The organism is Ekhidna sp. (genome assembly GCF_965228795.1).
GTDB lineage: Bacteria > Bacteroidota > Bacteroidia > Cytophagales > Cyclobacteriaceae > Ekhidna.
This window is the reverse complement of sequence record NZ_OZ245839.1, coordinates 1,442,254-1,455,778: the sequence shown is the minus strand read 5'-3', so window position 1 is coordinate 1,455,778 and position 13,525 is coordinate 1,442,254. Positions and strand designations below refer to the sequence as shown.

Below are 13,525 nucleotides of genomic sequence, written 5' to 3'. Positions count from 1 at the left end.
ATATAAGAAAAGTCACGAAATACCGAGGGTAAAACCGCTATAAACATTCAGAATCACGAAATACCGAGGTTGTTACCTGGGACGTTTTATGTTAAACTTTTTCATCTTATCTCGAAGAGTGCTTGGTTTGATCTTAAGTTTTGCCGCCGCGCCATCATCACCTTCGATCTTCCAGTTGCTCTCCTTCAGCACTGTTCTGATATGGTTTTCCATGATCACATCCAGTGAATTGTCATGCTCCCATTGCTCCTGTGAAGTGGTACTTTCTGTTACTTCCGGCAGATCCAGTTTTTCGTCAGTAGACAAAATCACTGCTCGCTCTATGGTATTCTCTAATTCACGCACATTACCCGGCCAGGTATAATTGCGCAGATAATCCATGACTGTTTTCGGGATTACATTGATTGGGTTGCTATGTTTCACCGAATATTTTGCCACAAAATGCTCTACAAGGATGGGCACATCGTCTGGTCGGGTACGAAGGGGTGGTATCTCTATAGGAAATACTTTTAACCTGAAATAAAGATCTTCTCTAAAGCTACCATTCGTTACCGCCTCCTCCAGGTTTTTATTGGTGGCAGAAATGATACGCACATCTATTTTCTTGGTTTTGGTACTTCCCAGCCGTTCTACCTCTCCTTCCTGCAATACACGCAAGATTTTCACTTGCAGATCCATGGGCATATCTCCTATTTCATCCAGGAAAATGGTGCCGCCATCGGCGAGCTCAAACTTACCAGGCCTCTCTCCTGCTGCACCCGTAAATGCCCCTTTTTCATGGCCAAAAAGTTCACTCTCGATCAGATCCCTTGGGATAGCCGCCGTATTTACTTTGATCATTGACTTCTCTGATCGCTTGCTCACGTTGTGAATGGCCCGAGCTATCAATTCCTTCCCTGTTCCTGTCTCTCCCGTTATCAAAACCGTTGCATCGGTTTTGGCCACCTGCTCTACTTTTTGTAAAACCCCTCTAAATTCCTTACTCCTAAAGACCATGTTCTCAAAGTCATTGGCTTGCTTGATTTCTTCCTTTAGGTAGATGTTTTCCTGCTCCAGCTTTTCTTTCAATTCCCTTACCTCATCCAGTGCATTCTCAAGTTCTTTTCGTGATAGTACAATTTCTGTTATATCTCTGGACGTGGTTAATAGGTAGTTCGTCTCATTTGATTCCTCCACCGGGGTGATCTTTGTTTCAATGGCAAAATAAAGATCGTTGACCGTGTTATCCGAGATGTAAGTAATGGTTTCTTTATTTTTCAAAGCTTCCTTATACTTTTCCATGTGAAAAGCCATGGTATTTTCATCGTACCCTACGACCTTCTGAAAGTACTCTCTAATCTCCAACCCAACCAGGTCATCCTCTGACATTTCTATGCCAGAATTTTTGAAACCCTTTATGGTTTCCTCATTTACACTTTCAATAAATAATTGGCTACCCTCAACTCTGAATAGGATCATAAAGTCATTCGCATTATCAAAGATCAGGGATAGTTTCTTTTGTCGATCTTCGATTTCCCTTTTAGCATTTTTAGCTTCCGTAATATCCAAGGCTTGGACCAGGATATTTTCTGCTTTTCCTTTGTTATTGGCAATTACATTGTAGGAAGCATTTGCATATCGGATTTCTTTGTTTTTTCCATAATAGGGATCTTCAACAATAAGTGTCTCCCCGGTTTTCTTTGCAAAAAGTACCTGACTTTTGATCTTCTTTTCCCATTCCTTGTTTCCTTTCCAACTTGGAGACTCCCAGAAGTATTTTCCAATATAATCCTCTCTGGATACCCCCTGAGTTTGAAGCGGTAAGTCATTTATCAGTACGACTTTTCCTTCAATGTCTAGAAGAGCTGTAAACTGGAATTGCTGATTGAAAACATTGCGATAACGAAGCTCACTTTCCTTCAGTGCTTTTTGAGCTTCAATTATTTCTGTCTTGTCTGTCGCCTGAACCAGGATGTTCTCTACTTCTCCATTTGTGTCTTTAATCAGGCTGTAATGTGACGTTGCATACCGGGTGTTTCCTTTAGGATCAACATACTGGTCTTCCACCATTAGTTGATTTCCTTCTTCTTTTAACTTCTTGAGATGATCTTTAACACGCTGTTGATATTTCTTTTTCTCACCGAATCCGGGAGCTTTCCAGAACAACTTTCCAATGAAGTCTTTCTTTTCCAGACCGTGTACCTGCAGCGGTAGATCATTGATTTGCACGATCTTTCCATTCAGATCCAGCAGTGCGGTAAATTGAAACTGTTGATTGAAGACATTCCGGTAGCGTCTTTCACTTTCTTCAAGCGCTTTCTGGGCATTTACAATTTCTGTTATATTACGCCCAACACTTTGGAACTCTTTTACCTTTCTATCCTCATCAAAAAAAGCGCGATCAGTCCATTCCTGCCAGCCTAGAGAACCATCCGGCAATTTGACTTTATGCCTTTTGCTTCTGGTAGGATTATCCGGAGTGAGTTGTTCAAACTCCTTCATTACCCATGGCAAATCCTCCTCATCAATTAAATCAAAAAAAGAAGATCCTATCACCTCGTCCTCTTTTAGGCCGAATGTATCCATGTAAGCTTTGTTGGCAAACGTCCGAACCCCCTCTCCCGTCCATCTAACAATCATTTCGGATTGATCCTGAACAATGGATCGAAATAGTTGCTCACTTTCCTTTAATTGCTCGCGAGATTTTATCAGGCTGGTGACATCCCTACCTACGCTTTGGTACTCTACCGCATTTCCCTTTGCATCAAAATAAGCCCGGTCGGACCATTCCTGCCATACCTTCTCACCACTGGGAAGTGGATTATGTACCGTATAGCTCCTAACCGGGTTGCCCGGAGTGAGTTTTTCCACTTCTTCTTTGTATTCCTCTAGAAAGGATTTTTCCAAAAGCGGAAAAAAACTTTTTCCTATTGCTTCATTCGGGTTTAAATCAAAGGTTTCACAATAGGCTTTGTTTACAAACGTACGGTAACCTCCGGGCTTCCACCGAACGATCATTTCTTTTTGATCCTGAATGACAGACCTTAAGAGCTCCTCACTTTTCTTGAGTTTATCTTCTGATGCTCGCAATGGTGTGATATCCTGAATCGTACCGACTATCCGTATTACCTCGCCTTTCTTATCCCTAAATACCTGTCCAAATCCAAGTATATGTTTAACCTTTCCTTCAACCACTATGCGATATTCGAGATTGATGTCGTTTGGCCCATTTTTCTTCAGTCTGCTTTCATAATGACCTCTTACAAACTCCAGGTCGTCCTCATGAATTCGACTAAAAAAAGCTTCTGTTAAATGACCTTTCTGATTTTGATCTATCCCAAATATTTCGCGAAAACGATGATCAAAATTTGCTTCATCTGTCTTTGGGTGATTTGAGAATGTGCCAATACCTGCTGAATCCAGAACCAACTTCATAAAGTCCTCTGTTTCTCGCAAGTCAGTGATATCCTGTGTTGCGCCCAACATTCGGATGACATCTCCTTTATCATTCCTGATTATTCGACTATGGGCTAAGAGGTGCTTTATTTTTCCATGTATAATCACCCGATACTCAATTACCTTGCTATCAGGTCCTTCCGGGCTCAAAGATTTCTCAAACTCAAGGCTTACTCGTTCTTTATCATCGGGATGCAGGGCATCAAAAAAATGAGCATTCAGGTCAATTTGGTCTCCCAATTTCAAGCCGAAAATCTCATATAGACGCTGATCCCAGCTCAGTTGATCTACTTGCGGATACCAATCAAAAGTTCCAATATTAGCCGACTCCAGTGTAAGAATCAATCGGCCCTCGCTTGCCCTTCTGAGGATCCGATCCTTATCGTTTTTATCAATGATGGTACCTCTGACTAATCGTCGGTTATAAGGCGGAATCCGTATTAAGCGAACCTCACAGGGAAGCTTTTTTCCTTTTTTGTCCAAATGAACCCAATCAAATGATGGATTATCACCGGCCAGTGCTTCTTGTATGAGCTGGCGGCTGTATGCCTCAGCTTCATATCCAAAGACATTTGCCGGGCTAAGATCATATGGACTTTTTTTCAGTAGTTCTTCTTTGGGCAAACCGAAAAACTTTACTGCGGCATCATTGCAATCCGCGAAATGCCCCTGATCCATGTCCAGAATAACTATCGGACGATCAATGTATTTTATTAACTGGTGGTCCATACGTCACTATCTCATTCCTCCAAGAGACCGTTAAAAGTTAACTAAAATATCTTCAATTCTCTAATGAAGTTTCTTTTACACAAGATTTCGCTCTACTGCATACATAACTAGCCCAGCCACATTTTTGCAACCGGTCTTTTCCAGTAGATTTCTTTTGTGTGTTTCTACCGTGCGTATGCTGATAAAAAGCTTATCTGCGATTTCCTGGTTGGTGTATTCATTGGCAATCAATACCAGCACTTCTTTTTCACGATCAGACAGCTCTGCCTCTAACGTAAGTCGCTCTTTTGGCTTGCGTCCTGCTATATTTCCAATGATCGTTTTATAAACTTCATCCGAATAATGATCTTGCCCGTCCAATACCTTCTTAATTGCACTTACAAGCTCTGCTTTATCTGATTTCTTTAGCACATAGCCATTGGCACCCAGGGCAATCATCTTATTGATATATCCTGCTTCATTGTACATGGATAGCACGAGTACCTTTTGTTCAGGATGATCTTCTCTGAGTTGCTTCATGAACTCAATACCATCCATGGTGGGCATGTTGATATCAGTAAGGACGATATCGTAGCTGTTATTTTTCAAAAGCTCTAAGGCTTCCAAACCATTTTCTGCCTCATCTTTAATGACGAACTCATCATCGCCTTCGAAGTAAAAACGGATGCCATCTCTTATAATCTGATGATCATCAACAAGTAGTAATGTGCGCATTTTTCTAAATTTAGCTTATTGGCATTTTTACGATGATACGGGTCCCTTTTCCTATGGCTGAATCAATATTGATCAACCCGTTACTCCGTCTGACACGATGCGTGATATTTTGAAGCCCATTTCCATTGAGTACTTTCTCTACAACAAATCCTTTCCCATTATCTCCGATATTCAGACTCAAAATCCCCCCATCTTGTTGCAAAGTTAGGTCTACTTTGGAAGCTTCACTGTATTTGACGGTATTGTTTAGCACTTCTTGTATTACACGATAAACCTGAGACTTCACAAAAGGCGAGAGTTGATCCTCTTTTACATCGAATATTTTATTGACTTTCATCTTTTCCGGCAAATAGCTGATTAGTTTATCAATAGCATATTCAAGTGAGTGCTCTTCTATCTGCTTTACAGAAATGTTATTAATGAGGTATCCGAGATCATCAATCGTCTCATGAGCAAGTGCTTTCACTTTTTTCAAATCCTTGTTATCCGGTATATCATCAGATATTTTACTGATATACATGGATATGCCATTCATTTTTTGCCCTAGGTTATCATGAAGCTCACGGGCCAGTTCTTTGCGATCACGCTCTTGTTTTTCCATCAGGTAGATTTGATTTTCATGCTCAGCTGTTACATCTACGATGGTTCCATAAAATCTCCCTCCCTTATCATGCTTATAGTCAGGACGTAAAACAATTTTGAAATAACGGACAACTAATTCATTATTTGATCGAATGACAAAGCGGTGTTCATTGTGATATTCTTCATAGTTATCAATTGCAGCATTTACTCCCTCATTGAAAATCTCCCTGTCATCCTCTTTTACCATTTGAGCCAGCTTTCGAAATGAGATGGTATCTCCTTCTATTTGAAGCCTTAAAATATGCTTCAAGTGAGAACTACAATTGATGAGATCCAAATCAGCGTCATACTCGAAGCTTCCGGATCGTGTAAGCCGCTCGGCCTGGCTAAGGATGGATTTCGACTTAATGACGTCTTCCAACAAAAGTTTATTAGCCGTTATATCGAGACATTTCCCTACGATACCCGTTACCTCTCCATCAATAACAAGCGGCCTTTTATTGATCTCAAAAATAGTTCGTTGGCCAGTCGTTTTCACTTCAATCTCATAGGTAACCGGATTCCCGGAAAGCCTTGCAAACTCATCATTTTCAGTTGCCCTGTCAGCCACCTCCTTAGGGAACAGATCGTAATCAGTCTTACCAATGATTTCAGCTTCATGTAGCTGGACATATTCACAAAATGCACGATTAACCTTTAAATATCTTCCATCCGCATCTTTTAAGAAAATCTGATCCCCTGAGGTATCAAAGATGGTATCAAGGATCAGATTTTTCTCCACCAGCTCCTTTTGGAATTTTTTTCGTTCGTAGTTGATGGAAGTTTCCCTCAAAGCACGCTCAATGGCAAGAGGAACTTTTTTTAGATTTGATTTGAGAATGAAATCATTTGCGCCAGATCGCAAAAGATCAACTGCCATTTCCTCTCCAACTGTTCCTGAAAGAATAATAATAGGAATATCCGGAGATTTTGAACGAACATACTGAATAGCAGATAGCCCGTCATAATCTTTGAGATTATAATCCGTTACCAATATATCATATTCAGTAAGCGACATCTTGACAAACTCACCCTTGGTTTGAATGCTATTTAGTTGACAGTTTAGTTTGGACCGCTTCAAGGCTATATCCAATAACTCTACATCGTCCTTATTATCTTCAAGGTGAAGAATCTTAATCACTTCTTTCCCGCTAGCCATATCGTCTGATTTACTCTGTCTTTTCGTACATTTTAAAGCACTCTTATGGTATTTGGTTAATCATGGTCCAGTACTGGCTGACAGTAGCCGTGAGATTTCTGAATTCAGAATAATCAATTGGCTTGACTACATAGCTATTCGCCCCCAGCTCATAGCACCTTTCCAAATCTCTGTTTTCTCCGGATGATGTCACCACTACTATTGGCACCTCATCATAGGTGCTGTCTATCTTTAATTCTGCCAAAACATCTACTCCTGATATTTTAGGAAGTTTCAAGTCTAAAAATATTAATTTAGGCTTAACTGACAAATCTCTTTTTTCATAGGCACCTTTACCCTTAAAATAATGGAGCGCTTCCTCTCCATCCTTCAACCACACAATTTCCTTAATGGACTTCAATTCCTTAAATGATTTCATTGCCAGTTTCGCATCATCTTCACTATCTTCTACGATCACAATGTGGTTTTTATCAGACCAATTCATAGCAATTACTTTTTAAATCTCAGATAAAAAGAAGACCCCACCCCCTCTTTTGATTCCGCAAATATTTCACCATCATGTGCCTTCATTATCCGGTCGCAAAGCGATAGTCCTACTCCGGTACCTTCAAATTCTGCTTCTGAGTGCAGTCGCTCAAAAACTTTAAATATTTTGTCATAGTAGTCCATATTAAAGCCGGCTCCATTATCCGTTATGACAATTAAGTATGTATCCTGCTCTTCTTCATACGATATCTGAACTTCCGGTGATTGTTCTTTGGAAGAATACTTGATAGCGTTGGAAATCACATTGGTAAAAACCTGGCTGATCATTTCCGGGTCACCAATAATCGTGGGTAGCGGTTTCAATTCAATGATGTCTTTTGTACCGGCAAAAGTATCATTGATTATTCCTTCCGTCAGGTTTTGTAGATCTATCTTCTTGTGGTCAACCTTTTGCCTATTTAGCCGACTAAACTCAAGCAAATCATCGATTAGCATTCCCATTTTCTTACTATTTGCTGCTATCCGCTCCATATATAATCCGGCATCCTCTTTAAGCTCATGACTATACTCCTCAATAAAGGCTTCTGAGTAACCATTAATGGCTCGCAAAGGGGCCCTCAGGTCATGCGAAATGGAGTAAGAAAACGATTCCAGTTCTTCAATGCTTTTTCGTAAATGTTTGGTTTGTCTATCTACCTTTTTCTGTAGATTCCTATTTAGATCTTTGATCTCCTTTTCCCGAGCAACCTCTTCGGTGATATCCCAGTTTAACCCAATCATGCGTGCAGGCTTACCCTTTTCATCTCGTATTACTTTACCTCTGGCTCCCAAATATTTGATTTCTCCGGAAGGCCAAACCACTCTAAAACTGGTATCAAAAATTTTTTCCTCCGCCAGGCATTTTTCTACTTCATCGTTAGATCGCTTTCGATCATCTGGGTGAATACCTTGTTGCCATGCCTCATAGTCACTCTCAAAATGATCTCGCTTGACTCCATATAAATCATACATTTGATCATCCCAAACCAGTACATCGTTTTTAATATCCCAATCCCAAACGCCCAGCTCAGCTGTTTCTTTAGCGAAGGTAAATCGCTCATTTAGTAACTTTATGTAAGCATTTTTTTTCTCTAGCTTAATTTCTCGGTTCCTTTTGTCGTCAATGTCCTGAAATAAGCCTCTTAACTTCACTACTTCGTCATTTTCAAAAACAGCTTGTCCAATGGCTCTTGTCCAAACCTCCCGGCCTTTTGCAGTGATAAGTTTTAGCTCTAAATCATATGGTTTTCTTTCCTTTATTGCTTTGTCGACTGCCTCTTGAAGGATTTCCTGATATTCCGGATGGAAGTATTTGATGCCGTCCTCTACTTTTATCTCTTTCGAGGGGTCTTCTTCATGTATTTGATAAACCACGTCACTCCAATAGCATTGCTCCGTTTTAACGTCGATCTCCCATGTACCTATTTTGCCTAATTGTGAAACCTCCTCAAATAGCTGATTGAGCTTTTTAAGTTTTTCTTGTGTCTTTACTTTTTCGGTAATGTCTCGAAAGATGGTAGCAAACTCACCCTTAGCGGGACTGTAAACGTTCATCCGAAACCACCGATCCAGCACTACAGAGTATTCTTCGATCTCTTGCGATTTACCGGTGGTAGCTACATCATTGAAAATATGAAGCCACTTGGGGTCTGCCTCTATCGCTCCGGGTATGGCATCTGTAACTGTTTTGCCTACTAGCGTTTCAGGTGGAACCGGCACATAGTGCTCCAAGCCCTTTCCTACATTCAGATACAGCCAATTTACTGGATTTCCTTTGTCATCATGGATAATACGGGCATGAGCAAAACCATCCTCCATTTCGTTGAGTAACGTACTCAGCACATTATTATGCTCCTTGAGACGCTGCGCCTGTACCACTTCTTCCGAAACACGCTCTGTGATCATAATGATCCCTCCGATGGAATCGTCTGCCTCGTACCAAGGAGATAATTTCCATTTGATATAGGTAGTATCGTCTTCCTGCTCAAAGGAATCCAGATCAGAACTTAACGTTTCTCCGGCTAAGGCACGCTGATGAAGATTGAGCCATTCTGGCATTTTTTTAATTTGGGGAAAGATCTCATAATGAGACTTGCCTATGATATCCCTCCCCTCTAACCCATAATCCCGATACCATTTTTCATTGGCAAGTACGTACCTCATTTCACTATCAAACATAGCTATGGCACCCGGAAAGAATTTGACCATTGATTCCAAGTGATTGAGCTTTTCCTTGCTGTCTAATTCCTCTAATCCGATTAATTCTTCTTCTCTTTCAGTCATTCCAATTTTTAAAACTTTATTAAATCGCTGCACACCCTGATTTATGAATCTTCCGGGATCTTATTAACCAAGACCCAGTACAAGCTGATATCCTTGATCACTTTTGAAAACTTAGAAAAACTGATTGGCTTGACCACATAACTGTTCACACCAAGTTCGTAGCATCTTTTTAGATCTACGTTCTCCTTTGATGAGGTCATCACCACTACAGGAATGTTCTTCAGGTTATCGTCTTTTTTAATTTTTTCCAGTACTTGCACTCCTCCGATTTTTGGCAACTTTAGATCCAGGAGGATTACCCGTGGCTTGATGGATGTATCCCTGCCCTCATACTTACCTTCTCCCTTGAGGTAATGAATGGCTTCCTCACCATCCTTTAGCCAAACAATATCATTGATCACATTGGCATTCTTAATTGCTCTCATTGCCAGATCGGCATCATCCATGCTATCTTCTACTAGTAACAGTTGCACGTCTTTACTAATTGTCATAACTGGTATTTTTAAAAAATCTTAAATAAAATGTGCTTCCTTGCCCTTCTTCAGACTCAGCCCAAATGTCTCCATCGTGGGCGTCCATAATTCGTTTGCAAATGGAAAGTCCGATTCCAGTTCCTTTGAATTCCTCGTCGTTATGCAGGCGCTGAAAAACCTGAAATAGTTTTTCGTAGTAGTCCATATTGAAGCCTACACCATTATCCCTAAATGCTATCACATGTGCATCCTCCTCCTCTTTGCTTGTAATGGTTATTTTTTGCTCCGGATTTTTTGAACTGTATTTGATGGCATTCCCTAACAGGTTCATCAGTACCTGTTTTATCATCTCTTTATCTCCATAAATTCGGGGTAAATCTTCTTTATGAATATTGCCCTTATATGTTTCAAATGATTCATCAATGATTTGATCAATTTGGTGATTGACATCAATTTCCTGATAGTTTACTTTCTTACGATTAAGTCTGCTAAACTCTAATAGGTCATCAATCAGGGCTCCCATTTTTATGCTATTGGATGAAATTCGCTGTATGTAATGAGAGGCATCCTCAGGCAATTGATCAGCATAATCCTCAACCAGCGCTTCTGAATATCCATTGATTGCGCGCAGAGGAGCTCGTAAATCATGAGAGATGGAATAGGAAAAACTTTCCAGTTCTTTATTGGAGGCCTTCAGCTTTTCTGATGATTGCTTTAATCGCTCATGTGCCAGTTTCCTATCTGTGATATCTTCAGTAAGTCCTTGTAATTCTACCGCTTCGCCTCCTTGAAAAACTGCTTTACCCACAGAATGTATCCACTTTTCCAGTCCATTGGCATCTGTAATTCTTAATTCAAGATTCCAGGGTGTTTCCGATTCAATGCTTTGGCTTACTGCTCGCTGCACTCTCTCCCATTCCTCATCCGAATAAAATTGAGCTATCTCTTCATTTGATAACTTTTTCCCTCGCTTCAATCCATGGATATCATATACCTCATCATTCCAGAAAATCTCATCTCGTTCAATGTTTGAACTCCACACCCCAATCTTTGCTGTTTGACAAATCTCAGTGACCAGTTGCCCATATTTATTCCCCAGTCTTCTAAACTTTAGCTCTTCCGTGAGGTCATCAATGAAAATAATAATACCTCCAATCTCCCCATTATCGTGCCTCCAGGGCTCTACTCTTCGTTCAAACGGCACCTTCCTGTTGCCATCCATGAAGCTGTCTTCCCTGATTGGGACGGCATTTCCCTGAAATATCTCAGATACATCCTCAACCCACTGAAGATACCCTTCCGTTTTAGGAAATGATTCTTCATAGTAGGTGCCGGTGATTTTTTCATCATACTTTACAAACTGTTTCCACTGCTCATTGACCAGCATGAACTTCATTTGCTTATCCAGCATAGCAATGGCACTGGGTGAATATTTGAGCAACGTTTCAAAATGATTCTGTATGCGTTTTCGCTCATCTATCTCTTGCTGCATATCCTCCGGACTTCTATACATCAAAGCACGTGGAATGGCCACTCCAAGTACAAAGAGTGCACCCATGGAAACCAAGCCAGTGAGCAGTTTTACAAAACCACTAAATCGATAAATCGGCTCCCAAAAAAGAATCACATCGATCAAGTGGGTAAAGCCACAAAAAAGAATAAAGCCACTGAAGAACAGAAAAACACGCTTAATGCGACCCAGTTTTTGTTTGCGTAAGTACCAAAACAGTAGCACGGGTATCATGAAATAAGCCAGCGCAATCATAAGGTCTGCTCCAATGTAGAGCCAACCTTCTGTTTCTGACCACTCACCACACGTCCATCGGGCCGGCCATTTATCGGAGCTCAGTAAGCCTTTGAAATAGGAAGCAAACGTAAGTTTTTCGCTCGCTTGACCGACAGGAGCTGCACAAACGGCCGTAGAATTTGTTTCAATGAAAGGTTCTTCTGCCCTATAGGTAAAAGATGCAAGCGCTATGAAAGCAATACAAGACGCTGCGATTATTACATGTCTATTCTTCATAATAAATCGATTAAGCGAACAAATAAAACGTTATAGGCAAAGAACTAGAATGAATCCAAAATAAGCTAAGAAAATCTACAAAAATTAAAGCGGAAAATGAAATAGAATTTATTTAAAATAAAACTTATGAAAACCGATATAGCTTATAATGGTGTTTAAACAGAGACAGAGTGATTTTTCTCCTTTTTTGCCTTCACATAAATCATCCCAAGCCCTATAAAAATAAGTGTTCCAGTAGGTATTTGTGTAAGCAAACCATTGGTGTAGCTTGCCACACAAACACCTGCGAGTCCACAATAGAATGCAACTAATGTTTGCCTGGTCAGTGAGTCTTCCATTATCCAAAGTAGCTTGCCTAAATAAAAAAGGATGGTAGCAAGAACCATTAGGTATAGATAAAGACCGATAATGCCTGTTTCCATCCAGATTCGGGTGTAGTGTCCATCCGTTCCTAACTCGGCCAGGAAGGTTCCTGGAGTAAAACGTTTTCCCCAGTATCCGGCACTGCCAATTCCTCCTCCAATAGGCTTATCAGAAAGATAGCCTTCCAGTATTTTTTCGCGCTCTTTGCGAACCATGAGAGAAGGATCGTTGGAGTCCAATGCTGTTCGCATCCGGTTGATCTGATAATTGGCCTGACCAATGGTCGTGAACTTGAGAAAACAGAAGAACAGAACACCCACCGTTGTTCCGGCAATCACCCACTTAAACTTCTTGGATAGAATCAAATAGGCAAAACCACCTATGGCAGGAATAGCCAGTGCTCCTCTGGTTCCAGAGATTAGCATCCCATAGCAGGATAAAAGTGCAAAGCTCAAAATCAACCATCGATGCTTCAATTTTTTGTCATATAATCCAATGATCCCGAATACCAGTGCTGAATGTGCCTGACTGGCTCCAAACTGGGCCGCATCACTGTAGTATGAAAACACCCGTAACTTCCCGAAAAGTACATGTGTACTTGCAGCCCCTGCATTTAGCCATTGTTGCTCAACCTGGCTTACTCCAAAAAACAATTGCTTCATCCCCCAAAATGTCCCAAAAGCAGACAGAACTGCCCAGATGATTAGAAAATTTTTCATATGCTGATCCTTTTTGTAGACATACATGGTAACAATGGTCAGCAAAAAAGGATAGAACGAAAGCCCTCGGTTAGCGTAAAACCACGCGATTTTACTTTTAGCCAGAGGATTGAATAGCTCCACAAAGGAAAACATCAGCCACACTAGCAGGGCAATCATCAGTGGGTTAGTCAAATATTCCTTCCTCCATTTAATCTTCTGATCGAAAATCAAAATAAGAATGAGCAAGACCAGAAAACCATCAATACTCAATCCAAATGGGATACCTGGCACATACCTACTGAGCAGCGAAATAAGGAAAGCCATTGCAACAAGGGAATGCATCAACAACTCCGGCTTTCGGAAAGCAACGATCAGGAAAAGTATGACCGGAGGCAAGATCAAAAGGACAATGCTCAACTTCACTCCTCCCTGCACCATGAGCCAACTCGCGCAAACGGTGATGAGTGCAAGCAGGAAGAATTTGAGATAGCGATGCATT

At 40.8% G+C, this 13,525-nt stretch carries 8 protein-coding genes; all 8 read right to left on the bottom strand.

Features of this window, described 5'->3' with window-relative positions:
• Positions 1 to 72: 72 nt before the first annotated feature.
• The 8 genes from ACQK2H_RS06765 to ACQK2H_RS06730 all read right to left on the bottom strand — a co-directional run bounded on the left by ACQK2H_RS06765 (position 73) and on the right by ACQK2H_RS06730 (position 13,524).
• Complete coding sequence (locus ACQK2H_RS06765; RefSeq protein WP_425390696.1) at positions 73 to 4,164, bottom strand: PAS domain S-box protein; 4,092 nt, start codon at positions 4,162 to 4,164, stop codon at positions 73 to 75.
• Between the two features lie 75 nt (positions 4,165 to 4,239).
• On the bottom strand, positions 4,240 to 4,878 hold the full coding sequence (locus tag ACQK2H_RS06760; RefSeq protein WP_425390695.1) for a response regulator: 639 nt from the start codon (positions 4,876 to 4,878) through the stop codon (positions 4,240 to 4,242).
• A 10-nt stretch (positions 4,879 to 4,888) separates the two neighbouring features.
• Entirely contained in the window at positions 4,889 to 6,658 is a 1,770-nt protein-coding gene (locus ACQK2H_RS06755) for a PAS domain-containing protein (RefSeq protein ID WP_425390694.1), read from the bottom strand.
• A gap of 43 nt (positions 6,659 to 6,701) precedes the next feature.
• Positions 6,702 to 7,142 carry a response regulator gene (locus ACQK2H_RS06750; RefSeq protein WP_425390693.1) on the bottom strand — a complete coding sequence of 147 codons (441 nt, stop codon included), beginning with the start codon at positions 7,140 to 7,142 and terminating at the stop codon, positions 6,702 to 6,704.
• A gap of 5 nt (positions 7,143 to 7,147) precedes the next feature.
• Positions 7,148 to 9,466, bottom strand: coding sequence for a PAS domain-containing protein (locus ACQK2H_RS06745; RefSeq protein WP_425390692.1), 2,319 nt, complete (start codon positions 9,464 to 9,466; stop codon positions 7,148 to 7,150).
• Between the two features lie 41 nt (positions 9,467 to 9,507).
• Positions 9,508 to 9,957, bottom strand: coding sequence for a response regulator (locus ACQK2H_RS06740; protein ID WP_425390691.1), 450 nt, complete (start codon positions 9,955 to 9,957; stop codon positions 9,508 to 9,510).
• Positions 9,947 to 11,962, bottom strand: coding sequence for a sensor histidine kinase (locus ACQK2H_RS06735; RefSeq protein ID WP_425390690.1), 2,016 nt, complete (start codon positions 11,960 to 11,962; stop codon positions 9,947 to 9,949). The genes ACQK2H_RS06740 and ACQK2H_RS06735 overlap by 11 nt, the downstream gene beginning before the upstream one ends.
• A gap of 155 nt (positions 11,963 to 12,117) precedes the next feature.
• Entirely contained in the window at positions 12,118 to 13,524 is a 1,407-nt protein-coding gene (locus ACQK2H_RS06730; RefSeq protein WP_425390689.1) for an O-antigen ligase family protein, read from the bottom strand.
• Position 13,525 lies beyond the last annotated feature (1 nt).

What these genes read in the sequence shown, in the direction of transcription:
- ACQK2H_RS06730 (WP_425390689.1), bottom strand. Translation starts at nt 13,524, where the DNA reads ATGCATCGCTATCTCAAATTCTTCCTGCTTGCACTCATCACCGTTTGC.
- ACQK2H_RS06760 (WP_425390695.1), bottom strand. Translation starts at nt 4,878, where the DNA reads ATGCGCACATTACTACTTGTTGATGATCATCAGATTATAAGAGATGGC.
- ACQK2H_RS06740 (WP_425390691.1), bottom strand. Translation starts at nt 9,957, where the DNA reads ATGACAATTAGTAAAGACGTGCAACTGTTACTAGTAGAAGATAGCATG.
- ACQK2H_RS06735 (WP_425390690.1), bottom strand. Translation starts at nt 11,962, where the DNA reads ATGAAGAATAGACATGTAATAATCGCAGCGTCTTGTATTGCTTTCATA.
- ACQK2H_RS06745 (WP_425390692.1), bottom strand. Translation starts at nt 9,466, where the DNA reads ATGACTGAAAGAGAAGAAGAATTAATCGGATTAGAGGAATTAGACAGC.
- ACQK2H_RS06755 (WP_425390694.1), bottom strand. Translation starts at nt 6,658, where the DNA reads ATGGCTAGCGGGAAAGAAGTGATTAAGATTCTTCACCTTGAAGATAAT.
- ACQK2H_RS06765 (WP_425390696.1), bottom strand. Translation starts at nt 4,164, where the DNA reads ATGGACCACCAGTTAATAAAATACATTGATCGTCCGATAGTTATTCTG.
- ACQK2H_RS06750 (WP_425390693.1), bottom strand. Translation starts at nt 7,142, where the DNA reads ATGAATTGGTCTGATAAAAACCACATTGTGATCGTAGAAGATAGTGAA.